Raw genomic sequence first — 26,446 nt, forward strand, 5'->3', positions numbered from 1 at the left:
ACGGGCTCAACCGCCGGGTTCGGTTTCGACGGGCTCGACCAGCGGGCCTGAGGGCCACAGCGCGTGCAGCGCCGCCACCGTGACGAGCGGGACGGTGGGCACGAGCGCGATCACCGCGATGCGGGCGCCGAAGTCGTTCACCGCGGAGCCGGCCACGCAGACGATCCAGATCGCGAGCACGGTGGGGCGCAGCAGGGGCCACGCGTCCTCGGTCCGCGCGAACCAGCGTGGGGTGAACCGGCCCGGCGCGAACAGCAGGAGCGCGCACGCCACCAGCACCAGGAGCGTCAGCCAGACCGGGACGCCGCCGAGGACGGAGCGCGCGGCGTAGCCGGCCTTGCGCGCCAGCGTCTCCCAGGCCTCGCCCTCGACCACCTGGGCGACGAACCGGCCCAGGTGCGAGCGCTCGTCGGCGGGCCGCAGCCAGTCGAGCACCCCGACGACGGCGACCGCGGCCACGCCCGCGGCGGCCACGAGGAAGAACCGGCGCCACGTCAGCCGGGCGCCGGACGCCGCGAGCCCCAGCACGGCGAACGCCGGCACGAGTACCAGGCCACCCCCGAGGTCGGCGCCGAGGGTGGGCCAGACGTCGACCGCCATCGTCACCACGCCGATCACGCCCACCGCCGCGGCGGCCGCGCCGCGCCGCCCGCGCCGCACCAGCGCCTGCGCGATCGCGGCGGCGACCACGAGCGCGGCCACCGCGTACACGGAGAAGGTGGGGTTGCCGAAGCCGTAGAAGCGCGCCCCGAACGTCGGCGCCGAGCCCAGCGGGCTCGCCCGGTTGAGGGGCGTGCCGATGAAGGCGTCCAGCGTCAGGACGCCGAACGTGATGCCGGCGACGATTCCCGGCCCGAGCCACACGGGCCGTCGGGGCGCGAGCGCGCCGAGCGCCGCCACCACGGCCGTGGCGCCCAGGGTGGACGCGACGAACGCGAGCAAGGGCTGGTCGAACCGCCACCAGCCGCTGAGCGAGACGAGGAACGCCGCCGCGGGAAGCGCGGCGAGCACCAGGGCGGTGCCGCGCGCCCAGGCCCAGAGCATCGGGCGACGGGCGCGGGCGCGCGCCGTCAGCGTCCGCCCAGTCCGTGCCGCCCGCGCGCCGAGCAGCAGGCAGGCCGCGGCGAGGGCGAGCCCGGCGTACAGAGGGACGTCGACGAACGACGTGTACACGGTGCGGCGCACGAGGTCGAGCGACGTGAGGCCGGCGAGCGCCTCGGCGGACGACGTGGCGTCCTGCGGGCGCGGGGACCCCCACGCGAACGGGGTGTCCTGGATCGGTGCCGCCGGGGTGATCCCCGCCGCGCCCAGCACGGTGGCGGGCAGGTCGAGCATGCGCGCCACGCCGTCCGTGCGGGTGGCGGCGCTGGTGAGGTACCGGGGCTGTTCCGGCGCGTGGGCGGTCGGCCGCGCGAGCGCGACGCCGAGCACGGGCCGGGTGCCGGGCGTGCCGGCGAGGTCGACGACCAGCACCGTCGCAGTGGGCGGGGCCGCGTCGAGCACGCGCCCGACGACGTCGTCGACGTCGGCCAGGCGGTCCGCGTGCACCTCCTCCCGCGCCGCGCGGGCCTCGGCGCCGGACAGCCCGGGGTCGACGCCCGAGGGCGTCGCGTCCCCGGCGTCGACCACCGTGACCGGGCAGGCGAACGCGTCGGAGCCCGGGGCGAGGGCGGCGTCGAGGTCGCGGTAGCGGGCGACGTCGCCGCTCGGGTCGGCGAGGGCGACGGCGGCGCCGGGGCCGACGGCCGTGGCGCACCCGGCCGGCGCGAGCTGGGCGCCGAGCGTCCCGAGGCGGGCCTGGTAGGTGGAGCCCCGCTGGAGGTCGACCAGCCTGTCCCAGCCGTCCACCGTGGCGCCGTCCCCGGCGGTGGCGGGCTCCGCCGTCGGGCACTCCCACGACCCGTCGGCTGCCCGCTGGTCGGCCACGTCGGCAAGCGTGCCGGCCGAGAGCGCGAGCCAGCCGCCCACCACGCACCGGGCGGCGGCGCCCGTGGGCTGGGACACGCCGCCGGCGCCCGCACCGTCGGCGAGGAGCCCGTTCAGGGTGGGCGCGCGGCCCTCGGCGACGTCGTCCCACTGCACCCCGGTGGTGCCGACCACGACGAGCGGGCCCTCGGACGCGACGGTGTCTTCCCGCGTGGGCGTGACCTGCGAGCCCGCGTTCGCGGTGTCCGACGCCGGGCGCAGCCCGGCCGCGGAGATCACCGTGGAGGCGAGCAGGAGCACCACGAGCAGCGTGCCGCTCGCCGTCAGGAGCATGGTCGGCATCCGACGGATGCCGGGCTCGCGGGACTCGGGTCCCTCGACCGACCCCGGCTGCGCGCCCGACTGTGCCGCGAGCTCCAGGTGGCCTGCCAGGATCACGGGGACGGACAGGACGAGCACGAGGAACGCGATGGCGATCCCGGAGTCGTTGAGCAGGGTGCCGACGGTGCCGGTCACGACGAGCGCGACGACGAGGCGGCGCAGCAGGGGGTCGCGGCGGTAGGCGGCGGCGAGGCCGCCGAGGCGCGCGCGGTCCGGGTGGAGCGCCGCCCACGCCGCGGCGAGGCACGCGAGGAGCGCGGCGGCCCCGGCCGGGTTCGCGACGGTGGCCCAGGCGCCCGCGGCCTTGCCGGCCAGCACGCCCAGCGCGCGACCGTCCACCACCGATTGCACGAATCCGCCCAGGTGGCTGCTGCCGCCCCCGACGAGCCAGTCCACGGCGGCGATCAGCGCGACGACGAGGACCGTCCCCGCGCCCACCAGCACCGCCCGCCGCCACGTCACCCGCACGCCGGCGATGCCCAGCACCAGCACCGCGAAGCCGGGCACGAGCGCCAGGATCCCGCCGAGGTCGGCGCCGAACGGGGGGAGGCCGTCCACGAGCACCGTCACGACGCCCACCGCGCCCGCCACCCACGCCGCGCGCGACGGCGCCGCGCCGCGGGCCCGCAGGATTGCCGTCAGCCCGGCGGCGAGCACGATCCCGGCCACCGCGTACACGGCGAACACGGTGTTGGAGAAGCCGTAGAAGCGGGCGCCGAGCGAGGGGGCCGGGCCCAGCAGCGACCCCTGCTGCAGGGTGGTGCCCGTGAGGCCGTCGACGGTCAGCACCAGCCAGGTGACGCCCGCGAGGCACGTCGTGAGACGCCAGGGGGACGGCGGCAGGAGCCGGCGCGCGGCCCACGCGATCAGCGCCGCGACGAGGGCGGCCACCGCCAGGGACAGCACGAGCGTCATCACGGGCGAGGGCCATGCCCACCAGCGCGAGAGCGTCGCGAGCGTCGCCGCGACCGGAAGGCTGGACGCGATCACCAGGACGGCAAGCGCGATGCGGCGGCCCGACGGGGTGAGGCCCGGCTTCGCCCGGCCCCGCCGGTGAGCGAGGAGCAGGGCGCCGACCACCGCGATGCCGGACAGCGCGACGAGGCCGATCAGCAGGGGGGACAGGCGTGGCACGGTGTCGGTGAGCACGCTCAGGTACTGGCGGTTCTCCACCGTGCGGGCCACGGGGATGCGCCGGTCGTCGCCGCGTTCCAGCGGAGAGCCGGTGAACGGCGCGAGCGCCTCGGCGAGCGGGTCGCCGGCCTCCTCCGCGTCCCCGACGTCGTCCTCGTCGGACGGGACGGGCGCCGTGCCGGAGAGCGCGCCGCCCGTGACGGTGTCGGCGACGGTCGCGGACAGGTCGGCCAGCACGACGACGCCCACCCACCGCGACGACGTGGAGGAGAGCCAGGTCGCGGAGCCGCCCGGGCGCGTCCAGTCGACCACGACCTGCAGGTCGGACGGCCCGAGCGGCGTGTCCGAGACGCCCGCGACGACGAGCCTGCCCCCGGTCGGCAGCAGGTCCGCGAGGCGGCCCAGCTGGGCGTCGAGCTCCTCGACGGCGGCGCTCCGCTCGCCGGCGGCGTCGGGCAGCACCCCCAGGTCGACGACGGTGGCGGGGCAGGAGGTGAGCTGCTCGGCGGTGAGCTGCCCGGCGTCCGACAGGTAGCGCGGCACCTCGCCGGCGGAGTCGGCGAGGGCGACGGCGGCGCCGGGGCCGACCGCGGTGGCGCACGTGCCGCTGAGGTCGACGAGGTCGCCGAGCGCGCCCGGCTCGGCGGTCGGGGGCACCACCGGGTCGGTGACGGTGAGGGCGGACCAGCCGGGCACCGACACCCGCTCGGCCGTGCCGGCGGTGGTCGCGGGCACGGGCAGCGGGGAGCAGCCCAGCGCGGCGGCGTCCTCGGCGTCCTCCTGGCCGGCCGACTCGTCGGCGGATTCGTCCGCTGGCGCGTCGGCGTCGGCGTCGGCGTCGGGGGTGTCGTTCTCCGCCGCGACCTTGCCGCCGGCCGACACCGACAGCCACGCGTCGAGGGGGCACGTCGGGGTCAGCGTCCGCACCGCGACCGACGCCACCGAGCCGCCGCCGATGAGGCGCCACAGGTTCGGGGTGCGGGCGACGTCCACGTCGGACCACTGCAGCCCGGACACGCCGGCGAGGACCAGCGGGGTGTCGGGCTGGTCGGCCCCGTCCCCGGGCGCCGCCGAGGCCCGTGCGGCGCCGGCGAGCGTCGTGAGCAGCAGGAGCAGCACGGCCGCCACGGCCGCCGCGACCAGGACGACGCGGGGGGCTCGGGCGGCCACGGGCGGGCGGGCGGGGCTGATCACGCTGGCCACCCTATGCGGGGCGGTCCTCGTGGCCTCCTCGGGGTCCCGGCCCGACCGGGACGTTCACGCGATCATCCCGTCCTGTGCGCCGGACGCCTGCGGTTGCGCTGCGGGCGGGTCCTCGTGCCTCGGCCCCACCCTCCGCTGCACCTCCGGCGTCAGGGGGTGCGCACCACGAGAGCCCCGGGCTCCACCCAGGTCTCGAACTCGACGGCGCGCCCGAGCGGGTCGCCGTCGGCCTGCGCCTGCTCGCCCTCGTCCACGCGGATGACGGCACGGCGCGCCCGTGTGTGGTCGATACGGCCGATCTTGCCCGGCAGGTCGTTGCGGACGCCGATGCCCTGCGCCACGACCTCGCCCAGGAGCTGCGCCCACCCCGCCAGACCGCCGCGCGTATCGATCGCGGCCACGTCGAGCTCGCCGTCGTCGATGATGGCGTCCGGGAGCAGGGTGAGGCCGCCCGGCAGCCGGCCGCAGTTGCCGACCATGAAGCTGCGCAGCCGGGCCTCCACCGCGTCGCCGTCGTCGAGGCGGATCGTGGCGTGCATCCTGCGCCCGTGCAGGTGCCGCGCCCCCGCGAGGAAGTACGCCACCCAGCCGACCCGGGCCTTGAGCTGGTCGTCCGTGTCCGCGACCATCGCGGCATCGAAACCGAGCCCGGCGATGACGAGGAAGATGTGCGCCCGGTCCGGGTCGTCCGGCGGCTCCTCGTCCGGGGCGTACTCGGCCACGCGCGCCCTGCCGACGTCGATGGCCCGGTCGCTGCCGCCGAGCACGACGGCGAGCGCCTCGGTGACCGACGCCAGCGGTAGGTCGAGGTTGCGGGCCAGCAGGTTGCCGGTCCCGACGGGGATGAGCCCCATGGCGTGCCCGGTCCCGGTGAGCGCCTCGGCGACTGCCCGCACCGTGCCGTCGCCGCCCACGGCGACCACCACGTCCGCCCCGTCGGCGAGCGCCTGCCGCGCCTGGCCCGTGCCCGGGTCCTCCACGGTGGTCTCGTAGAAGAGGGGCGCCGGCAGGGCCGCGTCCCCGCACATGCGCTCGACGACGGCGCGCACCTCCGCGGAGCCTTCCTTGGACGGGTTGATGACCACCGCGAGCCGCATGCCCTGCGACCCGTCCTCCTGCGCGCGCTGCGCGTCCCGCTCGTCGAGGGCGCGCTCGCGCCCCCGCGCCCGCCGCCACCCCACGAGCATCACCGTGAGCGCGACGAGCGCGATCGCCAGCACGACGATCCCCACCACGAGTTCTCCCGGCATGAGCGCCATGAGCGCAACCTACGACGTTTCCCACCCCGCGACCCGCTGAGCCAGACGAGACGTCCGCCACCCCGCGAGGTAGTTCGGAACCCCGCGAGGTAGTTCGGAACCCCGCGAGGTAGTTCGGAACCCCGCGAGGTAGTTCGAAATGGCGCGAGGTAGTTCCGGGTGGTCTCCCCGGGCCGCACGACGCCGGCCGGTTAGGCTGGCGGGCGTGATCGACCTCCGACTCCTCCGCGACAACCCTGACGTCGTCCGCGCCAGCCAGCTGGCCCGTGGCGACGACCCCGCCCTCGTGGACGCGGCGCTCGACGCCGACGCGCGCCGTCGCTCGTCCCTGACCGAGTTCGAGTCGATGCGCGCGGAGCAGAAGGCGCTCGGCAAGCAGGTGGCGAAGGCGCAGGGCGACGAGAAGGCGGAGCTGCTGACGCGCACGAAGCACCTGGCTGAGCAGGTCAAGGCGCGGCAGGCGGAGGCGTCGAGCGCGGAGAAGCACGTCGACGAGCTGCTCTACCGCATCGCCAACGTGGTCGAGGGCGCGCCTCCCGGCGGCGAGGAGGACTTCGACGTCGTCAAGCAGGTCGGCAGCCCGCGCGACTTCGCGGCCGAGGGCTTCACGCCGCGTGACCACCTGGAGCTGGGCGAGGGCCTGGCCGCGATCGACACCGCCCGCGGGGCGAAGGTCTCGGGGTCGCGGTTCTACTTCCTCACCGGCATCGGCGCCCGCCTCGAGCTCGCGATCCTCAACGCCGCGATCGACCAGGCGGTGAGCGCGGGCTTCACGCCGATGATCACCCCGACCCTGGTCAAGCCCGAGACGATGCGCGGCACCGGCTTCCTCGGCAGCCACGCGGACGAGGTGTACCACCTCGAGAAGGACGACCTGTACCTGGTCGGCACCAGCGAGGTGGCGCTCGCGGGCTACCACGCGGACGAGATCCTCGACCTGTCGGCGGGCCCGAAACGGTACGCCGGCTGGAGCGCGTGCTACCGGCGCGAAGCCGGCGCCGCGGGCCGCGACACCCGCGGCATCATCCGCGTGCACCAGTTCCACAAGGTGGAGATGTTCAGCTACTGCCCGCCGGAGGAGGCCGCCGTCGAGCACCAGCGCCTGCTCGCGTGGGAGGAGGCCATGCTCGCCAAGGTCGAGCTTCCCTACCGCGTCATCGACACCGCCGCCGGCGACCTCGGCACGTCGGCCGCCCGCAAGTTCGACTGCGAGGCGTGGCTGCCCACGCAGGAGCGGTTCCTCGAGCTCACCTCGACGTCGAACTGCACCACGTTCCAGGCCCGCCGCCTGGGGGTGCGCGAGCGCACGCCCGACGGCTCCACGCGCCCCGTCGCCACGCTCAACGGCACGCTCGGCACCACCCGGTGGATCGTCGCCATCCTGGAGAACCACCAGCAGCCGGACGGCTCGGTCCGCGTCCCCGAGGGCCTCCGGCCCTACCTGGGCGGCCTCGAGGTCCTCGAACCGGTCGCGCGCTGATGGCGGACGTCCCGGCGGGGGCGCCGCACCTGGTCGCCCTCGACATCGACGGCACGCTGCTCGGGTACGACGGCGGGCTGTCGCCCGCGGTGCACGAGGCGGTTGCGGAGGTCCAGGCGGCCGGGCACCACGTGGTGCTGGCCTCCGGCCGGTCGCTTATCGCGATGATGCCGGTGGCCGAGCTGCTGGGCATCACCACCGGGTGGATGGTGTCCTCCAACGGCGCGGTGACGGTGCGCCTCGACCCGGGCACCCCGCACGGCTGGGCGGTGGACCAGGTCGTGACGTTCGACCCCGAGCCCGCGCTGCGCCTGCTGCGCGAGGAGCTGCCCGACGCCCGGTACGCGGTCGAGGACATCGGCGTGGGATTTCGCATGAACGCGCTGCTGCCCGACGGCGAGCTCGAAGGGGAGCATCAGATCGTGGATTTCGAGCAGCTCTGGGCCCGCGAGGTGACGCGTGTCATCATTCGCGACCCCGAGCGCACCCCCGAGGAGTTCAGCCAGATGGCGGCGCGGATCGGCCTCGGCGACGTCACCTACGCCGTCGGCTGGACGGCGTGGATGGACGTGGCGCCCCGCGGCGTCACCAAGGCGTCCGCTCTGGAACGGCTGCGCGGCAGCCTCGGCGTGGACCCGCGCGCGACCGTCGCCGTCGGCGACGGGCACAACGACGTCGACATGCTGGGCTGGGCCGCGCGCGGCGTCGCGATGGGGCACGCGGACGACCTCGTGCGCGGGGCGGCCGACGAGGTCACCGGCACCGTCGACGAGGACGGCGTCGTCCCCGTGCTGCTCTCCCTGACGCCGAGATAGAGAACCCAGTTCCCCGAGCTTCTCTATCTCGGCGAACTGGGTTCTCTATCTCGGCGGTGTCAGCCGCGGGCGGTGAGGACGATCGGGCCGTCGTCGGTGATGGCGATGGTGTGCTCGCTGTGGGCGCCGCGCGACCCGTCGGCGGCGCGGAGGGTCCAGCCGTCGGGGTCGGTGAAGATCTCGTCGGTGGTCTCGAGGAACCACGGCTCGATGGCGATGACGAGGCCCGCCTTGAGCGGGAAGCCGCGGCCGGCGCGGCCGTCGTTGGGCACGTGCGGGTCGCCGTGCATGGTGCGGCCGACGCCGTGGCCGCCGAAGTCGGTGTTGATCTCGTAGCCGGCGCCGCGGGCGACCTTGGCGATGGCGGCGGAGATGTCGCCGACCTTGTGGCCGACGGTGGCGGCGGCGATGCCCGCCTCCAGCGCCACCTCGGTGGTCTCGATGAGCTTCGCGTCCGCCGCCGCGCGCTGCGGCGTGGGCGAGGCGCCGACGACGAACGACACGGCCGAGTCGGACACCCAGCCGTCCACCGCCGCGGCGAAGTCGATGCTCAGCAGGTCGCCGTCGCGCAGCGCGTAGTCGTGGGGTAGCCCGTGCAGCACCGCGTCGTTCACCGACGTGCAGATCACCTTGCCGAACGGCATCGCGCCGAACGACGGGTGGTAGTCGATGTAGCAGGACTCGGCACCGCGGTCGCGGATCATGCGGTGCGCGAGAGCGTCCAGCTCGAGCAGGTTCACCCCGACGTCGGCGGCGTCCCGCACCGCGGTGAGTACCTCGGCCACGAAGCGGCCCGCGGGGCGCATCTGGTCGATCTCTCGCGGGCTCCTCAGCTCGATCATGACGGTCCTCTCGCAGTGCTGTGACGCGGTGGTGGGGTCGGTGGAGTCTCAGGGTGTCACGAATCGTCACCGAGTCGTGACCGTGAAACGCGTTGCGAGAACTTGCACCAGGGGGTGCAGGTGCGATCGACTCCAGGGGGAGGCAGTATCCCGGTCAGGGGACCTTGAGGATCACGGGCCGCCACCGGTGGGCAACTTCCGTGGACCACGACGCAGTGGAGGAGCTTGGCATGACCACACGAATGACGACGGCGCGGCGACGCGCTCTGGCGCTGGCAGCCGGCGGTGCGGGCCTCGCGCTCGTGCTCGCGGCCTGCAGCGACCCGGACGGCGACGGCGGTGGTGGTGACGGCGGCGACGGCGGCAGCGCGTCCGCCGCCTCGATCGACTGCTCGGCCTACGAGGAGTTCGGCGACATCGACGGCAAGACGGTGGAGGTCTACACCTCCATCGTCGACCCCGAGGGCGCCACCCAGCAGGCCTCCTACGACGCCTTCGAGGAGTGCACGGGGGTCACCGTCGAGTACGAGCCCTCACGTGAGTTCGAGGCGCAGCTCCAGGTGCGCATCAAGGCGGGCAACGCGCCCGACATCGCGTACCTGCCGCAGCCGGGCCTGCTCAACACGATCGTCACGGACTACCCCGACGCCATCCAGCCCGCGCCCGACGCGACGGCCGCCAACGTCGACGAGTTCTTCAACGAGACGTGGAAGGGGTACGGCACGGTCGACGGCACGTTCTACGCGGCGCCGCTCGGCGCGAACGCCAAGTCGTTCGTCTGGTACTCGCCGTCGATGTTCGCGGACGCGGGGTATGAGGTGCCGCAGACGTGGACCGAGATGATGGACCTCACCCAGCAGATCAGCGACGACAACGACGGCGCCAAGGTCTGGTGCGCGGGCGTCGAGTCCGGTGACGGCACCGGCTGGCCGGGCACCGACTTCATCGAGGACGTGATGCTCCGTACCGCCGGGGTCGATGCCTACGAGCAGTGGTACACGCACGAGATCCCGTTCAACGACCCGCAGGTCGTCGAGGCCTGGGACACGGCGGGGGAGATCCTCAAGAACCCCGACTACGTCAACGCCGGGCTCGGCGAGGTCGACTCGATCGCCACGCAGTCGTGGACCGACGCCGGCAACGGCATCCTCGACGGCAACTGCTGGCTGCACCGTGCCGCGAACTTCTACCAGACGCAGTGGCCGGAGGGCACCGAGGTGTCGGAGGACGGCGACGTCTTCGCGTTCTACCTGCCGACCGACCAGACCGACGCCAAGCCGATGCTCGGCGGCGGCGAGTTCGTGGCGGCGTTCAACGACCGCCCCGAGGTGCAGGCCTTCCAGACCTACCTCTCGAGCGCGGACTGGGCCAACCAGAAGGCGCTCTCGACGCCCGACGGCGGCTGGGTGAGTGCCAACAGCGGGCTCGACCCGGAGAACCTCTCCACGGAGTTCGACCAGTACGTCGCCGGCGTCCTGTCGGACCCGGACACGGTCGTCGCGTTCGACGCGTCCGACCTCATGCCCGGCGAGGTCGGTGCCGGCACGTTCTGGACCGGCATCGTGGACTGGCTCACGGGGTCGAGCACCCAGGAGGTCGTCGACCAGATCGAGGCGTCCTGGCCCAGCTGAGACCCGTCGACGCGGACGTCTGAGCCCCGCTCGTCCGCACGATCCGGGCACATCGCTGACGATGTGCCCGGATCGTGCGCCCTGCCTCTCGTTCCCACTCCTCGAGGAGGTCGTCGATGACCTGGCTGCTCGAGCCCGATACCACCGGGCAGAAGCTCCTGCTCATGGTGGTCGCCGTGGCCCTGTTCGCCGCCGTGATGGGCATCATCCTGTTCCTGGTGGACCGACCCAAGCGGATCCCGTCGTGGGTGGTGGCGCTGGGTTTCGTCGGCGTACCCCTGCTCTTCCTCGCCTACGGTCTGGTGCGCCCCGGGTTGATCACCCTGTGGCAGTCGTTCTTCAACCGCAACGGCACCGAGTTCATCGGGTTCGACAACTACGTGCGTGCCTTCACCGAGGGCCAGTTCCAGCACGTGCTCGTGGTCACCGCGGCCTGGGTGATCCTCGCGCCTCTGTTGAGCGCCTTCATCGGCCTGGCGTATGCGGTGTTGGTCGACCGCACCCGGTTCGAGAAGCTCGCCAAGGCGCTCGTGTTCCTGCCGATGGCGATCTCGATGGTGGGCGCGTCGATCGTCTGGAAGTTCGTCTACGAGTTCCGGCCCGACCAGCCCGGAATCGATCAGATCGGCCTGCTCAACCAGGTCCTGGTGTGGGTCGGCCTGCCCCCGCAGCAGTTCCTCATCGGGCAGCCCTGGAACACCTGGTTCCTCATCGTGGTGATGATCTGGATCCAGACCGGGTTCGCGATGACGGTGCTCTCCGCGGCCATCAAGGCGATCCCGGACGACATCGTCGAGGCCGCGCGCCTCGACGGGCTGCATGGCATGGGGATGTTCCGCTACATCACGGTGCCCAGCATCCGCCCGGCCCTCGTCGTCGTGCTCACCACGATCGCGATGGGCACGCTCAAGGCGTTCGACATCGTCCGCACGATGACGGGCGGCCAGTTCGGCACCCAGGTCGTGGCGAACGAGTTCTACACGCAGGCGTTCCGGCAGGGGAACCAGGGGCTCGCAGCGGCGCTCGCCGTGGTCCTGTTCATCCTGGTGATCCCGATCATCGCGTACAACGTGCGGCAGATGCGCAAGTCGGAGGAGATCCGATGACCTCGACCCCCACGCCCGGCCAGACGGCCGCGGGCTCCCTCCTCGACGCGGACGTGCCGCAGCAGCGGATGCGCAAGCTCTCGCGGCTGGAGAAGCGCGCGATCGCCACCCGGGGAAAGCTGAGCTCCCCGTGGGCCTCGGGCATCGCGATCATCATCGCCATCCTGTGGACGATCCCCTCGCTCGGGTTGTTGATCACGTCGTTCCGGCCGCAGGACGACATCCGGAGCAGCGGTTGGTGGACGGTGTTCGGCGGCCTGTTCAACGGGACCGCCGAGTTCACGATGGATAACTACAACGAGGCGCTCTACGGGAACAGCAACGACCTGTCGACGTTCTTCATCAACTCGTTCGTCATCACGATCCCCGCGGTCCTCATCCCGATCTCGCTCTCGCTGCTGGCCGCGTACGCGTTCGCGTGGATCAAGTTCCCGGGACGCAACTTCCTGTTCGTCGCGGTGTTCTCGCTGCAGGTGGTGCCGCTGCAGATCGCGCTGGTGCCGCTGCTGTCGGACTACGTCAACTGGGACGTCAACGGCAGCTACTGGACGGTGTGGCTGTCGCACTCGATCTTCGCTCTGCCGCTGGCGATCTTCCTGCTGCACAACTTCATGAAGGACATCCCGGCGTCGCTGGTGGAGGCCGCGCGGGTCGACGGGGCCGGGCACGTCAAGATCTTCTTCCGGGTGCTCTTCCCGCTGCTGATCCCCGCGATCGCGTCGTTCGGGATCTTCCAGTTCCTGTGGGTGTGGAACGACCTCCTCGTCGGCCTGACCTTCGCCAGCCCGGAGTACCAGCCGCTCACGGTCAAGATCGCCGAGCTGGCCGGCACCCGCGGCGGCGACTGGTATCTCCTCACCGCCGGCGCGTTCATCTCCATGATCGTGCCGCTGGTCGTGTTCATCGCGCTCCAGCGGTTCTTCGTGCGCGGCATGCTCGCGGGCGCCGTCAAGGGCTGAGCAGACCAGACCGTCAGGAACGACGACGGCGGCCCGGGCACTGGTCTCGAGACCAGTGCCCGGGCCGCCGTCATCGTGCGGGGTGTGTCAGACCGCGGGCGGGGCCGCGGGGCCACCCACCGGGGTGCCGTACGGCGGGGCGGGAAGCAGTGCGCCCTTCGGGTCCGCGCCGAAGCGGTTGGGCCCCACGGTGCCGGGCTGGACGTAGAGCACGATCATGATGATCCCGCCGACGCCCGGGATCAGGCTGAGGAACCAGAAGAAGCCGGAACGGTCCTGGTCGTGCAGGCGGCGCACGGAGACGGCGAGCGTCGGAAGCACCAGGGCCAGCCAGACCAGCCCGGACAACGTCGTGACGCCGTAGAACCCGCCGCCGAAGCTCTGGGCGGCGTCGTCGTACGAGGCGCCGGCGGTGATCCCGGTGATGATGCCCACCGCGACGACGACGATCACCAAGAAGAGGTACCAGAACCAGAACTCGGAGCGGCGCGCGCGGCCCGAGAAGTTGGCGTACTGCGAGAAGACGGATTTGATCGCGTCCGAGAAGGACATGACGGCCTCACTGGGTCGGTGAAAGGGGGGAGTGCGGCGCGAGGCGCCCGGCATCGCCGATGCCGCTCGCAGCCCCGTGAGCGTAGGGCGCGCGTACACCGTGCGTCCAGGGATCTGCCACATTTTGTCCACATCCTATCTGGGGAGAACTCCCCATGCCCCAAAGGCGCGGCGCCGCCGGGCCGCCATATGCTCCCGGGGTGCCGACCCCCGCCCATCCTCCCCGCCTCGGGCCGGACCGTGCGCCGGCGCCCCTGCTGTTCGTGGCCTCCGGCCTCACGCAGTACGCCGGGGCGGCCGTCGCGGTGGGGCTGTTCGCGCTGCTGGGGCCGCCCGTCGTGAGCTGGTGGCGCGTGGTGCTGGCCGCGTTCGTGCTCCTGGCGTGGCGCCGCCCCTGGCGGCGGCGCTGGACGAGGCGCGACCTCGTCGCGGCCGGGATCTTCGGTGTCGTTCTCGCGGCGATGAACGTGGTCTTCTACGTGGCGGTGGACCACCTGCCGCTCGGTACCGCCGTGGCGATCGAGTTCCTCGGTCCCGTGGCGGTCGCGGCGGTCACCGGGCGCGGCTGGCGAGAGCGCGCGGCGATCGCCGTCGCGGCGGCGGGGGTGGTGCTCCTCGCGGGCGTCACGCTCGGCTCCGGGCTCCCGCGCGAGGACGTCCTGATCGGGCTGGCGGCGGCGCTCGCCGCGGGGGCCTGCTGGGCCGGGTACATCGTGCTGGGCAAGCGGGTCGCCGGGGCGGGCTCCGGTCTCGACGGGCTCGCCGTCGGGATGGCCGCGGGGGCGATCGTGTTCGCCCCGTTCTTCGCGTCGTCGGCCCCGACCGTCGTGACGGACGCCCGCCTGCTCCTCTTTCTGCTGGTGGTGGCCGTCGGTTCGTCGGTCGTGCCGTACGTGCTCGACCAGGTGGTGCTCCGCCGCGTGGGGACGGCGACCTTCTCGGTGCTGCTCGCCCTGCTGCCCGCCACCGCCGTGCTCGTCGGTGCCGTCGCCCTGCGGCAGATCCCCACCTGGCCCGAGCTTGCGGGGCTCGCGCTCGTGTCCGGCGCCATCGCCATGACTGCGCGCACCTGACGCCGAGGTAGTTCGAAATCGCGCGAGGTAGTTCAGACGCGCCTCGGCGGAGTACGGCCGCTAGAGGTACTGGCCGGGGGAGGGACGACGGTCGTCCGGACCCGGCCGACCAGGCCCGGCGTCCGGGCTGCCGGCTCCTCCGGGGCCGCCGGGTCCGAACGGGGCGGGGTGTGCCCCTGGCGGCAGGGCCCGGCGCATCTGGGAGAGCTGGGCCTGCGCGGCCATCTGCTGCGCGACGAGCGCCGTCTGGATGCCGTGGAAGAGCCCCTCGAGCCAGCCCACGAGCTGTGCCTGGGCCACGCGCAGCTCGGCGTCGGACGGCACGCCGTCGTCGGTGAACGGCAGCGTGATCCGGTGCAGCTCCTCGACGAGGTCGGGGGAGAGGCCCTCCTCCAGCTCGGTGAGGGAGCGCTCGTGGATCTCGGCCAGGCGGGTGCGGGCCGCGTCGTCGAGCGGGGCGTCGCGCACCTCGTCGAGCAGCCGTTTGATCATGCCGCCGATGCGCATGACCTTCGCGGGTTCCTCGATGCGCGAAATCTCGTCGGGCCCGCCGGCGGCCTCCGGGTCCCCGGCCGCGCCCCCGGGTTCAGGGGCCTCGCCGTCGGGGTTGACCACGCGGGGGCGGGGCTCGTCGGGCTGCGCGTCGGGCTGCGGATCGGACTGGTCTCGACTGCTCGCGTCGCTCTCGGTCATGCCTCCCAGTGTGGCCCAGGTGGCCGACGGCGGCCGGTCGGCCGGGCGCGGGTCGTGACGGGGGAGGTCAGGGGACCAGCAGCACCTTGCCGAACGGCACTCCGGACTCCATCAGCTCGTGCGCCACGGGTGCCTCGTCGAACGGCACGCGGGCGTGTACGACGGGCCGCACGCGCCCGTCCTCGATCATGGGCCACACGTGTTCGCGCACCGCCGCGACGAGCGCGGCCTTCTCCTCGGGGGAGCGCGGACGCAGCAGCGTGCCGGTGACCCAGGCGTGCTTGGCCATGAGGGCGTTCAGGTCCAGCTCGCCGCGGCGGCCCTGCTGGAGCCCGATGACGACCAGGCGCCCGCCGGGGGCGAGAGCCCGCACGTTGTCCCGCAGGCCGCCCGCGCCGAGGACGTCGAGCACGATGTCGACGCCCCGGCCGTCCGTCGCCTCGCGCACAGCCGCCACGACGTCCTGTGCCCGGTGGTCGACGCCGACCTCGGCGCCGAGCTCGACGCACCGGGCCGCGCGTTCCGGGCCGCCGGCCGTGGCGATCACCCGGGCGCCGAGCGCGGCGGCGAGCTGGATCGCGATGCTGCCCACGCCGCCAGACCCGCCTTGCACCAGCACGCTCTCGCCGGCGCGCAGCCGGCCGGTGTCCACGAGGTTGGTCCATGCCGTGCACACGGCCTCGGGGAGGCCTGCGGCATCCACGAGGTCCACGCCGTCCGGCAGGGGCAGCACCTGGGCGGACCGGGCCACGACCTGGTCCGCATACCCGCCGCCCTCGAGCAGCGCGACGACGCGATCACCGGGTGCCCAGTCCGTGATTCCGGGCCCGAGTTCGCGGACCGTACCCGAGACCTCGAGCCCCGGCCACTCGGGAACACCCGCCGGGGGAGGGTAGTGTCCAGCACGTTGAAGCAGGTCAGCGCGGTTGACGCCCGCGGCGGCAACCTCGATCAGAACCTCGCCAATGCCTGGTTTGTCTAGGTTGATATGGGATAGGGCGAGTTTCCCTGGACCGCCGGGTGCAGATATCGTGACCGCTCGCACACCGATGGAGCCTACCCCCGCGCTCATCAGCCCACCCGGGCGCGCGGAGTGGTGCCGGACGTGATGGCACCCACCTGGGGTGCGGACGGCGACGTGCCGGTCCGCTCCTCGACGACAGTGATGGAGAGAGGTTCAGATGCTCCGCAGGTTGGGCGTTCGCGGGAAAATCCTTGCGACACTCGCCGTGCCGATCTTCGTCCTGGCCCTGACGGCGAGCTGGATCACCTGGCAGTCCCTACAGGAGAACCGCCAGGCCGAGCAGACGGCGGCGCTGATGGCCTCCCTCGAGCTGCAGGACGCCGCGGGCTCGGCCGTCGCGGCAGAGCGCGCGGCGAACATCGCGGCGGAGGTGGGGATCCCTCACGCCAAGAAGGCCCTCGTCAAGGCGCAGGAAGAGACCGACCGGGCGCTCGACGCGCGCGACCAGGCGCTCGAGGCCCTCGACGTCAGCACGCTGACGGCCAACGTGCAGGACGCGGTTTCGCGCACCCTCCGTGACCGGACGGTCCTCGACGAGCTGCAGCGCCACGTCATCTCCGGACAGATCACGGAGTCTCGGGCGACCGAGCAGTACACGGCGCTGAGCGAGAACGCGCTGGACCTGCCCCGCTCGGTAGCGCAGAGCAGCGTCGACGCCGGGCTTGCGCGGCACATCGAGGCGTACGTCGCGCTGGACCAGGCGATGCTGTCCAACACGCTGGAGCGGCCGATCGCGGGAGGCGTGCTCGCCGCCGTCGGGAAGGGCAACACGCCGAGCGCCGACATGAACGGCCGGATGGTCACGGCGCTGCAGGCCACGGACTCGCTGCGCGCCGAGGCGCAGGAACAGCTCGACCGGATCCCGGGCAAGCTCGAGTTGCCGGCCTACGACAAGGACCTGGACCAGCTGCGGCTCCAGCTGCGCTACCTGAACCTCTCGGGCCTCGACAAAGAGGCCGTCGCGGAGTGGAACGAGATCTCGCAGGGCTGGGTGGACGCCGCCCAGCCGGTGCGCGACGAGGTGCGCGACGCGACCACCGTCTACTCGGACGGTCTGGCGGACGACGCGCGGACGGCGGCGCTGCTCACCGGCGCCGCGGCGTTCGGCGTCGTCCTCCTGTCGTTCCTGCTCGCGCTGGTGATCGCCCGCGGCATCGTGCGGCCGCTGGCCCGCCTGACGGCGGCGACGGCGGAGGTCCGTGACCGCCTGCCCCGCATGGTGGAGCAGATGGCCGTGCCCGGCCAGGCGCCCGCGATCGACCTCGTGCAGGTCCCGGTCGAGTCGGCCGACGAGATCGGGCGCCTCGCCGCCGCGTTCAACGAGGTGAACGAGGTGACGATGGTCGTCGCGCGCGAGCAGGCGGCGCTGCGCGGCGCGATCGCCGAGATGTTCGTCAACGTTGCCCGGCGCGACCAGGTGCTGCTCAACCGCCAGCTCTCGTTCCTCGACGAGCTGGAGCGGTCCGAGGAGGACCCGAGCACGCTGTCGAACCTCTTCCGGCTCGACCACCTGGCCACCCGTATGCGACGCAACGCGGAGTCGCTGCTGGTCCTCGCGGGCATCGACTCGGGCCGGCGGGTGCGCAACCCGATGCCGATCTCCGACGTGGTCCGTACGGCGTCCTCCGAGATCGAGCTCTACGACCGGGTGCGGCTCAACCTGCAGGTCGACCCGCACATGCTGGGCCACAACGCGCTGAGCGCTGCGCACCTGCTGGCGGAGCTCCTCGAGAACGCCACGATGTTCTCCGAGCCGCACACGCCGGTCGAGGTCTCGACCTCGCGCGACGAGCGCGGAGTCGTCGTCACGGTCCGTGACCGCGGCCTCGGGATGAGCCCCGAGGAGATCGCCGACGCCAACATCAAGGTGTCGAGCCGGGCCGCGTCGGACGCGGTGGGCGCCCAGCGCCTCGGACTCTTCGTGGTCGGCCGACTGGCGGACCGCCTCAAGGCGCGCGTCCGTTACGGCATCGGTGGGGCCGGCGCGGGCACCGAGGTCACCGTGTCCTTCCCCGCGGACCTCTTCCTGCCCGACGACGCGCTGCCGCTGCCGCAGCCGACGGACCCGCTGGAGGCGGGGACGCAGAGCGCCGCCGCGAGCCTGGGCGGGCCGGACGTCGGACGGGCGGCCGTCGGCACCACCTCGGTACCGACGGTCGAGCCGGCACCGGCACCGGCACCGGCACCGGCACCGGCACCGGCACCGGCGCCGGCACCGGCGGCGCATATCGCGGAGGACGCCCTCACCACGCCGACCCCTGCGGTGGCATCCGCGTCGGCATGGCTCGCCCCGGACCTTCCGGCCACCCCGGAGCCTCCGGCGGCGTTGCCGGTCGACCTCGACGCCCTCACGGACGGCACGACATCGGTCGGTATGCCCCGTCGCCGGCGGACCGACACTGCGACCGAAAACGCGTCGGCCGGTGCGGGCGCGCGGCCCGACACGGGCCCGATCGTGCTGCCCCCGCTCGCCACGCCAGAGCTGCCGGACCTCGTGGACGAGACCACGACCGACACGTGGCGTCCGCCGACCGGCGTCGAGCCGTCGTCCTCCCTGCCGAGCCGGCACCGGGCGCAGCCCGAGCGGGTGGTGGCCGAGCCGGAGCCGATGACCGCGCCGGTGCTCGGGGTCGACCAGCGCGCGGGGATGTTCTCGAGCTTCCGGTCGATGGGGTCGATCGACGCCCACGACACCGAGAGCACGCTCCGGCTCGATGCGGTCACGGAGGACCCCGCGGCGCTTCCCGACCAGCTCGCGCCGCTGCAGCCTGTCCAGGACGTTCCTGCGGCGGGGCACGCCGCCGTGCGGCCGGTCGCCCCGGCGGCCGGCGCCGTCGAGTTCCCGGCCGAGGCAGTGGAGCCGTCGCGACCCGCGCCCTACCGGCCTGCCACCGAGCAGGCCCCGGTGGCCGCGTTGCCGACGCGCGACGTCGACCCGGTCGAGCCGATCCGCCCGGAGCCGGTGCCGCCGGCGCCCGCGCCGTCTGCTTACCCGGAGCCCGTCACGTCGTCGTTCGACCCGGTCGTCCGAGAGGTGCACGAGCGCGCCGCGCGGCCGTCGTACGACGCGTACGAGCCCGGCATCGGTTCGTTCGAACCTGTCACCCCGGCCCCGGCCGCGTCGTCGGTCGGTCAGGACGCGTTCCAGGAGCTTCCCGCGTTCGAGGACCTCATCTCCGACCTGCCGACGCGGCGTGCCGCGCGGGAGAGCGCGGCGCCCCAGGGGCGCAAGCGCGGCCTGTTCGGGCGCAAGCCCTCGGCCGAGGAGACGGCGGGACAGGCACCCGCTCCCGCGGCGGTCGAGGCGGGCGGGTTCGACCCCACCGGCTTCGACCCCACCCAGGCCGCAGCACCGGAGCCGGTCTGGCCGCAGGAGCCGGCTCCGCGGTTCGAGGAGCCTCCGGCACCTGTCGCACCGGCAGCACCGCCGGCGGCGGAGCCCCGTCCGGTCGCGCGTGACGAGCCGGCACCCGCACCGACGGGCTACGGCGGGTCGGTGCTCCCGCTGCGCCCCACGGAGCCGGCGGCGAGCGACCCGCTGGACCCGCACTTCGTGCCCGACACCGTCGAGGCGCGCTCGGAGTGGATGGCGTCGGCCGTCCTCTACGAGGAGATGTCCACGATGCTGCAGCGCGGCGTCTTCCAGGAAGGGAACGTGACTTCGACGAACGAGCAGACGTACCGCCCGACGACGGTCGCGAACGCGGCCGGGGGGCTTGCACGCCGCCAGCGGACGGGTGAGGCGACGTCGTCGGCGGACCGGTTCACCGCGCGGATCGACCGGGATCCCGAGCAGCTTCGATCCCGCCTCTCGGCCTTCCAGTCGGCGACGAGCCGCGGTCGGTCCGACGCCGGAGCCCTCGGGGCCTCGACGACACCCGCCCCTACCGTGAATGATGTCCCTGGATCCGCGCCGTATTCGCGGTGACCTGCGCCTTCGGCGTACCTGATGAGGAGGAAGCGTGACCCTCAGTACTGAAGCGACCAACTTCGGGTGGCTTCTCGACAACTTCGTGCGGACCGTCCCAGGCAGCCGTCACACGCTCGTCGTCTCGGCCGACGGTCTGCTCATGGCGATGACCGACCAGCTCGACCGCACCAGCGGTGACCAGCTCGCGGCGATCGTCTCGGGGATGTCGAGCCTGACGCGCGGCGCGGCCCGCCAGCTCGACGGCGGCAACGTGCGGCAGGCCGTCGTCGAGATGGACAACGGGTTCCTGTTCCTGATGAACGTCTCGAACGGTTCCGTCCTGGCCGTGGTTGCCGAGTCCTCCTGCGACATCGGGCTCATCGGCTACGAGATGGCGCTGCTCGTGTCGCGCACGGAAGCCACGCTCACCCCGCAGCTGATCTCGGAGATGCGCGGCACCCTTCCGGTGGACGGCTCGACACGCTCCGCGCGGGTGGGATGAGGTCGCGACCATGACGCACGCATCGTTCGGCTCTCTGGGTGCGCACGCGGCGGACGGCTACGAAGCCTCCACGGTGCGCCCCTACGCGGTCACCGGTGGCCGCGTTCGTTCCGCCCTGTCCGACCTACCCCTCGAGGCGCTGGTCGAGGTGATGCCGGGTGGGGTCACCAGCGTCGGCCTCACCCCGGAGAAGCGGGCGATCCTGCAGCACGCCGCGCACACCTACGTCTCGATCGCCGAGCTCTCCGCGCTGCTGCGCATGCCCCTCGGTGTCGTCCGAATCCTGGTCGCGGACATGCAGGAGGAGGGGCACATCACCGTGCACACCTCGACCCCGGTCAACGTCCACACGGGTCACGGCAGTTCCCACTCGGGCCTGTCCCTGAGCGTCTTGGAGAGTGTTCTCAATGGCATTTCCACCCTCTGACAGCCCGACGCCCGGTGCGTCCGGGGGGATCTCCCCGGCGTGGGCGCCGGTCTCGCAGACCGCCGGCGCGGTGAACCCGCCGGCGGCCGGCGGTGGCGCCCCGCTGGCGGGCGGTGCGCCGGTGCGGCAGAGCGTGCTCGGCGGTGCCCCGGCGACGGGCCGGGCGGACGGCGGCGTGGCCACACAGGCCCCGGCGGCCGCGGCCCCGGGCCCGATCACCGGGGTGCCGGCGTCGGCCCAGCCGGCGCCGCGCCCGGTGGCGCAGCAGGTGCCGGCCCAGCCCACCACGGCGCCGCAGCAGGCAGCCGCGCAGGCGCCTGCCGGTGCGGCCCCCGCGCCGGCCACGTCGCAGCCGACCACCGCGCCGACCGTCACGAAGATCGTCGTCGCGGGAGGCTTCGCGGTCGGCAAGACGACGTTCATCGGTTCCATCTCGGACGTCGAGCCGCTGAACACCGAGGCCGCGATGACGGAGCACTCGGTGGGGGTCGACGACGCGGGCGGCGTGTCCGACCGCAAGACCACCACCACCGTGGCGATGGACTTCGGGCGGGTGGCGCTGCCGGGCAACCTGTGGCTCTACCTGTTCGGCACACCGGGTCAGGACCGCTTCCTCTTCATGTGGGACGACCTGATCCGCGGCGCCATCGGCGCCGTCGTGCTCGTCGACACCGACCGGCTGGAGCAGTGCTTCCCCGCGATCGACTACTTCGAGTCGCGGGGCGTGCCCTTCGTCGTCGGCGTCAACTGCTTCGACGGCGTCGCCAAGCACCGGATCGAGGACGTGCGCGAGGCGCTGCAGATTCCCGCGCACGTGCCGATGCTCTACACGGACGCCCGCTCGCGCGCGGCCACGAAGCAGACGCTCATCTCACTCGTGCAGCTGGCGATGCGCCAGCTGCGCTCGGGCGCCAGCTCCTGACGTTCGCCCCACTACACTGGGGACCCGCGCGGGAGGGCTCGGCCACGCCCGCGGGGAGGGCTGACAGAGCGGCCTAATGTGACGGTCTTGAAAACCGTTGTGCAGCAATGCACCGGGGGTTCGAATCCCTCGCCCTCCGCGCCAGCGGTGCGCACGCAGGCCCGGTCCCGGCAGCAGCCGGGGCCGGGCCTGTCCCGTGCCCGCTCGTAGTCCGCCTGTGCTCGCCGGGAGATCAGGCGGGCTCGGTGACGGGCCGCACGCGGGGGAGCGGGAGGTCGACCGGCAGGCGCAGCGCCGCGGGTGCGGTGGCCGGCACCACGGGCCGGCGCGGGGTGACGGGCGGGACGACGACGTAGTCGGACCCGAGGGGTGGCCGGGCGTCCTCCTCGCCGGCGTTGGGCCACAGGGCGCACGCCCGCTCCGCCTGCGCGGTGATGGTCAGCGACGGGTTGACGCCGAGGTTCGCCGTGACGGCCGACCCGTCGAGCACGTGCAGGCCGGGGTGCCCGTGCACGCGCTGGTAGGGGTCGACGACGCCGGTCTCGGGCGTCTCCCCGATCGTGCAGCCGCCCAGGATGTGCGCGGTCATCGGCACGTCGAACGGGTCGCCCGCGCTGCCGCCGGCAAGGCCGCGCATGCGGTCCGCCATCGCGCGCACCGCGTCGTGGGCCACCGGGATCCAGGTCGGGTTGGGGGCACCGGTGCCCTGGCGGGAGGTGAGGCGTCGTCCGAGCGGCCCGCGCCGGGTGAACGTGGTCAGGGAGTTGTCGCGGCTCTGCATCACCAGCGCGATGACGGTGCGCTGCGACCAGCCGCGCAGGTCGTAGAGCGCGGGAACGTGGCGCCGCTGGCGCCAGAGCTCCCCGAGCCAGCGGCGCCAGCGAGGGCCCTCGCCCGGTTCCACGCCGTCGACGAGCACGGTCTGCAGCAGGCCCATCGCGTTGGACCCGCGCCCGTACCGGACCGGCTCCACGTGCGTCTGCTCGTCCGGGTAGAAGGACGACGTGATAGCCACGCCCTCGGAGTAGTCGGGCTCGCCCACCTGCCCGCGCCGGGTGGGCCGCATCGCGCCCAGCAGGGCCTCGGAGTTGGTCCGCGTCAGGTGCCCCAGCCGGTCGGAGAGGCGCGGCAGCTCGCCGCTGTCCCGCATCGCGTGCAGCAGCCGTTGGGTGCCGAGGGTCCCGGCGGCGAGCACGACCTGCCGGGCCCGATAGGTGCGCCGGCCGGCCCATGCCCGGCCGGTGCGGTGCGTGCGCACGTCGTACCCGCCGTCGGCTCGGGGCACGACCGCCGTCGCCGAGGTGAGCGGGTGCACCTGGGCCGAGGCCCGCTCCGCGAGGTGCAGGTAGTTCTTCACCAGAGTGTTCTTGGCGTTGTGGCGGCAGCCGGTCATGCACTCGCCGCAGTGCAGGCACGGGTTGCGGTCCGGCCCGGCGCCGCCGAAGAACGGGTCCGGGACGGCCGGCGCACCCGCGCCGCGCGGCCGCTCGGCGTCGTCGCCGAGGTAGACGCCCACGCGTGCCTTGCGGAACGTCTGGCCGACCCCGAGCTCCTCGGCGACGTCGCGCACCAGCTCGTCGGCCGGGGTGGTGCGGTCGTAGTCCACCACGCCGAGCATCCGCTCCGCCTGGTCGTAGTAGGGCCCGAGCTCCGCCTTCCAGTCGGTGACGTGCGCCCAGGCAGGGTCGGACCAGAAGGGGTCGAGCGGCCGGTAGAGGGTGTTGGCGTAGACGAGCGAACCGCCGCCGACGCCTGCGCCCGCGAGGACGAGCACGTCCCGGAGCCGGTGGATACGCTGGATCCCGAAGCAGCCCAGGGCGGGCGCCCATAGGAAGCGTCGCAGGTCCCAGGAGGTGCGCGGTAGCTCGTTGTCGGCGAATCGGCGCCCCGCCTCGAGCACGCCGACGCGGTAGCCCTTCTCGGTCAGCCGGAGGGCGGCGACGCTGCCGCCGAATCCCGAGCCGATCACGAGGACGTCGTAGTCGTCGGGCCGCGTTCGGCCGTCGTCGTGGTCCTGGTGGCGGTCCCGGCCCTGGTCGTGGTCCTGGTCGTGGTTCTGGTCGTCGTCGTCCAGCATGCGCGAGACCGTAGCGCGGCCCAGGGTGTGGTGCGGTCGACGGCGCGCGGCTTTGCCCCCGGGCAGGCTCGACGGCTAGTGTGGGCGCCGCGGTGGTGCTGTGCTTCCGCGAGGAGACGTCGCATAGTCTGGTCTAGTGCGCCACCCTGCTAAGGTGGTAACGGGGCAACTCGTTCGCGGGTTCAAATCCCGCCGTCTCCGCCAGGAAGGCTCCGGCTGCTCAACGCCCGGGGCCTTTTCTGTTGCCCTGCTTCGCCGGGCCCGCGCCATACCGGCCGGTGTCCTGCATCACGGTGGGTCCCTTCGGTTTGGGGAACCGGCCCGGGGCCTGTAATGTTCTGGTCGGTCGGTGCGTGAGCACCGGTCACGAATGCGCCCGTAGCTCAACGGATAGAGCATCTGACTACGGATCAGAAGGTTGGGGGTTCGAATCCCTTCGGGCGCACCGAAATGCACAACGGCTCGATCCTCACCCAGGATCGGGCCGTTGGTGTTTTCGGCTCCTATGGGGTGGTACAGCAGCGAGGTCAGCGCCGACCGCGTCCTGACCTGGCCCCGGTCCGTCGCGCAGCTGGCGGCGGTCGACGCTCCCAGCGCCAGACGCTGCACTACACGACCGAGAGGGTGATCGATCGCATGAGCGATCAGACCTGGCAGACGATCGCGATCGTCGCGTACATGCTGGCGATGCTGGCCATCGGCTACGCCGCCTACCGCAGGACCGACGACCTGGACGACTACATGCTCGGCGGTCGGAAGCTGCCTCCGGGCGTGGCGGCGCTGAGCGCCGGGGCGTCCGACATGTCTGGTTGGCTCCTCATGGGCCTGCCCGGTGCCATCTACGCGACCGGTCTCGTCGAGGCCTGGATCGCGATCGGCCTCACGGTCGGGGCCTGGCTCAACTGGAAGTTCGTCGCGCCGCGCCTCCGGGCATACACGGAGGTCGCGAACAACTCGATCACCATCCCCAGCTTCTTCGACAACCGTCTGCGCGACCCCGCGCACCTGCTGCGCATCGCGGCCGGCGTGATCGTGCTGGTCTTCTTCACCTTCTACGTCTCGTCGGGCATGGTGGCCGGCGGCACGTTCTTCGAGAGTTCGTTCGGTCTCGACTACCTGACGGGGCTCCTCGTCGTCGGCGGCGTGACCCTCGCCTACACGCTCTTCGGCGGGTTCCTCGGAGCGACGTGGACCGACGTCGCCCAGGGCCTGCTCATGCTGGCGGCGCTCGTCGCCGTCCCGGTGATGGCGATCGTGGACCTGGGCGGCTGGGGCGCGGTGCTCGAAGGGATCCGCGCCGTCGACGTGCAGGACGGCACCGATCACCTGTCCTTCTTCGCGGGTGCGTCCGCGACCGGGGTGATCTCCGCCCTCGCGTGGGGCCTGGGCTACTTCGGTCAGCCGCACATCATCGTGCGATTCATGGCGATCCGCAGCCCCCAGGATGCTCGCGCCGGGCGACGGATCGGGATCAGCTGGATGTTCGTGACCGCCCTCGGCGCCGTGTTGACCGGGCTCGTGGGCGTCGCGTACGCCAACGCCGACGGCCTCACCCTCGACAACCCGGAGACCGTCTTCCTGGTCCTCGCCCAGCTGCTCTTCCACCCGCTGGTGGCCGGCCTGGTCCTGGCGGCCGTGCTGGCGGCGATCATGTCCACGATCTCGTCGCAGCTCATCGTCTCGTCGTCCGCCCTCGTGGAGGACCTGGTGAGGATGACCGGCCTGCGCATGAGCACGCGGGCCGAGGTCATGCTGGGCCGGGCGGGCGTCCTCCTGGTCGCGCTCGTCGCCGCTCTGATCGCCCTCGACCGCACGTCGTCGATCCTCGACCTGGTCGGGTTCGCGTGGGCCGGGTTCGGCTCGGCCTTCGGGCCGATCGTGATCCTGAGCCTCTACTGGCGCCGGCTCTCGCGGTGGGGCGCCCTCTCCGGGATGGTCGCCGGGGCGGCCGTCGCCTTCGTCTGGGGGCGGTCGTCCCTCGCGGACTCCCTCTACGAGATCATCCCGGGCTTCGCGCTCGGGCTCGTGGTCGCGGTCGTCGTCAGCCTCCTGACAGCGCGCCCGGACGGCGCGGTGCTCGAGGAGTTCGAGGCCGCCCGCCGACTGGCGCGCGGAGACGCCCCGGAGACCGAGGCCGTCGCCTCCTGAGGGCGTCGCGGGCTGACCGCGACGCACGATCCCGGGGCTCGCCGGGGCGTCGTGACCGGACGTGGCGCGCGCCACGTCCGGCCACGTTGCACCGATGGCCTGTCCCGGGTAATGTTCTGCAACGTCAGCCCGACAGGCCGACGGACATCGAGGAGACAGCCGAGAGGCTGGGTACCGATGGCCGGGCCGGGACTGAAACCCACACCTTCACGGACGGGATGCTTCGCGCATTCCTGCCGGTGGGAACGAGGTCGTGATTCTCTGAAATCTCTCCGATCAGCAGATCGGACGGATTTGGAAGAGAGAATCGGGTCTGGTAAGTTTGAGGAGTTGCCCCCGGCGGGGTCAGGACGAAGGTCCTGGTCTTGTGGGTGTGCGTCGG

At 72.9% G+C, this 26,446-nt stretch carries 19 protein-coding genes and 3 tRNA genes; 14 read left to right on the forward strand and 8 right to left on the reverse strand.

Annotated elements, in window-relative coordinates; translation table 11 throughout:
• Window positions 1–6: 6 nt before the first annotated feature.
• A complete protein-coding gene (locus AC1C2W_RS19245) occupies window positions 7–4,635 on the reverse strand; it encodes a hypothetical protein (RefSeq protein ID WP_495414031.1) in 4,629 nt (1,542 codons plus the stop codon).
• A 158-nt stretch (window positions 4,636–4,793) separates the two neighbouring features.
• Window positions 4,794–5,894 (reverse strand): diacylglycerol/lipid kinase family protein, encoded by a 1,101-nt coding sequence (locus tag AC1C2W_RS19250; protein ID WP_495390715.1) that lies wholly within the window; start codon window positions 5,892–5,894, stop codon window positions 4,794–4,796.
• A 214-nt stretch (window positions 5,895–6,108) separates the two neighbouring features.
• Between AC1C2W_RS19250 and serS the strand changes: the two genes are divergently transcribed.
• Both serS and AC1C2W_RS19260 read left to right on the forward strand, forming a co-directional pair.
• On the forward strand, window positions 6,109–7,383 hold the full coding sequence (gene serS / locus AC1C2W_RS19255; RefSeq protein ID WP_495390690.1) for a serine--tRNA ligase: 1,275 nt from the start codon (window positions 6,109–6,111) through the stop codon (window positions 7,381–7,383).
• Window positions 7,383–8,198, forward strand: a complete 816-nt coding sequence (locus AC1C2W_RS19260) for an HAD family hydrolase (RefSeq protein WP_495390691.1) — start codon at window positions 7,383–7,385, stop codon at window positions 8,196–8,198. Before serS ends, AC1C2W_RS19260 begins: the two co-directional genes overlap by 1 nt.
• A gap of 59 nt (window positions 8,199–8,257) precedes the next feature.
• Here the strand turns inward: AC1C2W_RS19260 and map are convergent, their stop codons facing one another.
• Complete coding sequence (map, locus tag AC1C2W_RS19265) at window positions 8,258–9,040, reverse strand: type I methionyl aminopeptidase (RefSeq protein ID WP_495414032.1); 783 nt, start codon at window positions 9,038–9,040, stop codon at window positions 8,258–8,260.
• A 230-nt stretch (window positions 9,041–9,270) separates the two neighbouring features.
• On the opposite strand from map, the gene AC1C2W_RS19270 reads away from it, so the two are divergent.
• The 3 genes from AC1C2W_RS19270 (at window position 9,271) to AC1C2W_RS19280 (ending at window position 12,736) form a co-directional block, all read left to right on the forward strand.
• Complete coding sequence (locus tag AC1C2W_RS19270; RefSeq protein ID WP_495414033.1) at window positions 9,271–10,671, forward strand: ABC transporter substrate-binding protein; 1,401 nt, start codon at window positions 9,271–9,273, stop codon at window positions 10,669–10,671.
• A gap of 116 nt (window positions 10,672–10,787) precedes the next feature.
• Window positions 10,788–11,777, forward strand: a complete 990-nt coding sequence (locus AC1C2W_RS19275) for a carbohydrate ABC transporter permease (protein ID WP_495390694.1) — start codon at window positions 10,788–10,790, stop codon at window positions 11,775–11,777.
• Window positions 11,774–12,736 carry a carbohydrate ABC transporter permease gene (locus AC1C2W_RS19280; RefSeq protein ID WP_495390695.1) on the forward strand — a complete coding sequence of 321 codons (963 nt, stop codon included), beginning with the start codon at window positions 11,774–11,776 and terminating at the stop codon, window positions 12,734–12,736. Before AC1C2W_RS19275 ends, AC1C2W_RS19280 begins: the two co-directional genes overlap by 4 nt.
• 87 nt (window positions 12,737–12,823) lie before the next feature.
• On the opposite strand, the gene AC1C2W_RS19285 is transcribed toward AC1C2W_RS19280, so the two are convergent.
• Complete coding sequence (locus AC1C2W_RS19285) at window positions 12,824–13,288, reverse strand: DUF805 domain-containing protein (protein ID WP_495414034.1); 465 nt, start codon at window positions 13,286–13,288, stop codon at window positions 12,824–12,826.
• A gap of 200 nt (window positions 13,289–13,488) precedes the next feature.
• Here AC1C2W_RS19285 and AC1C2W_RS19290 point away from each other — a divergent pair, with 200 nt between their 5' ends.
• Window positions 13,489–14,361 (forward strand): EamA family transporter, encoded by an 873-nt coding sequence (locus AC1C2W_RS19290; RefSeq protein WP_495414035.1) that lies wholly within the window; start codon window positions 13,489–13,491, stop codon window positions 14,359–14,361.
• A gap of 60 nt (window positions 14,362–14,421) precedes the next feature.
• On the opposite strand, the gene AC1C2W_RS19295 is transcribed toward AC1C2W_RS19290, so the two are convergent.
• Window positions 14,422–15,054 (reverse strand): bacterial proteasome activator family protein, encoded by a 633-nt coding sequence (locus AC1C2W_RS19295; protein ID WP_495390698.1) that lies wholly within the window; start codon window positions 15,052–15,054, stop codon window positions 14,422–14,424.
• A 67-nt stretch (window positions 15,055–15,121) separates the two neighbouring features.
• Entirely contained in the window at window positions 15,122–16,126 is a 1,005-nt protein-coding gene (locus AC1C2W_RS19300) for an NAD(P)H-quinone oxidoreductase (protein ID WP_495390699.1), read from the reverse strand.
• Window positions 16,127–16,283: 157 nt separating this feature from the next.
• On the opposite strand from AC1C2W_RS19300, the gene AC1C2W_RS19305 reads away from it, so the two are divergent.
• From AC1C2W_RS19305 to AC1C2W_RS19325, 5 genes are all read left to right on the forward strand, one after another.
• Window positions 16,284–20,006, forward strand: coding sequence for a sensor histidine kinase (locus AC1C2W_RS19305; RefSeq protein ID WP_495414036.1), 3,723 nt, complete (start codon window positions 16,284–16,286; stop codon window positions 20,004–20,006).
• A 34-nt stretch (window positions 20,007–20,040) separates the two neighbouring features.
• Window positions 20,041–20,490: a roadblock/LC7 domain-containing protein gene (locus tag AC1C2W_RS19310; RefSeq protein WP_495390701.1), complete on the forward strand. Its 450-nt coding sequence runs from the start codon at window positions 20,041–20,043 to the stop codon at window positions 20,488–20,490.
• Between the two features lie 10 nt (window positions 20,491–20,500).
• On the forward strand, window positions 20,501–20,917 hold the full coding sequence (locus AC1C2W_RS19315) for a DUF742 domain-containing protein (protein WP_495390702.1): 417 nt from the start codon (window positions 20,501–20,503) through the stop codon (window positions 20,915–20,917).
• A gap of 268 nt (window positions 20,918–21,185) precedes the next feature.
• A complete protein-coding gene (locus AC1C2W_RS19320) occupies window positions 21,186–21,839 on the forward strand; it encodes a GTP-binding protein (RefSeq protein WP_495390716.1) in 654 nt (217 codons plus the stop codon).
• Window positions 21,840–21,893: 54 nt separating this feature from the next.
• Window positions 21,894–21,978: transfer RNA gene (locus tag AC1C2W_RS19325), tRNA-Ser, on the forward strand.
• Window positions 21,979–22,071: 93 nt separating this feature from the next.
• Here AC1C2W_RS19325 and AC1C2W_RS19330 read toward each other — a convergent pair.
• Window positions 22,072–23,916, reverse strand: coding sequence for a GMC oxidoreductase (locus AC1C2W_RS19330; RefSeq protein ID WP_495390703.1), 1,845 nt, complete (start codon window positions 23,914–23,916; stop codon window positions 22,072–22,074).
• A gap of 112 nt (window positions 23,917–24,028) precedes the next feature.
• Here AC1C2W_RS19330 and AC1C2W_RS19335 point away from each other — a divergent pair.
• The 3 genes from AC1C2W_RS19335 (at window position 24,029) to putP (ending at window position 26,064) form a co-directional block, all read left to right on the forward strand.
• Window positions 24,029–24,120 (forward strand) — tRNA-Ser (locus AC1C2W_RS19335).
• Between the two features lie 168 nt (window positions 24,121–24,288).
• A tRNA-Arg gene (locus AC1C2W_RS19340) sits at window positions 24,289–24,361 on the forward strand.
• Between the two features lie 191 nt (window positions 24,362–24,552).
• Window positions 24,553–26,064, forward strand: coding sequence for a sodium/proline symporter PutP (putP, locus tag AC1C2W_RS19345; RefSeq protein WP_495414037.1), 1,512 nt, complete (start codon window positions 24,553–24,555; stop codon window positions 26,062–26,064).
• Between the two features lie 124 nt (window positions 26,065–26,188).
• Here the strand turns inward: putP and AC1C2W_RS19350 are convergent.
• The coding region (locus AC1C2W_RS19350) for a hypothetical protein (protein ID WP_495414038.1) at window positions 26,189–26,446 on the reverse strand (258 nt) is incomplete at its 5' end.

This window comes from Isoptericola sp. Y581 (genome assembly GCF_059445475.1).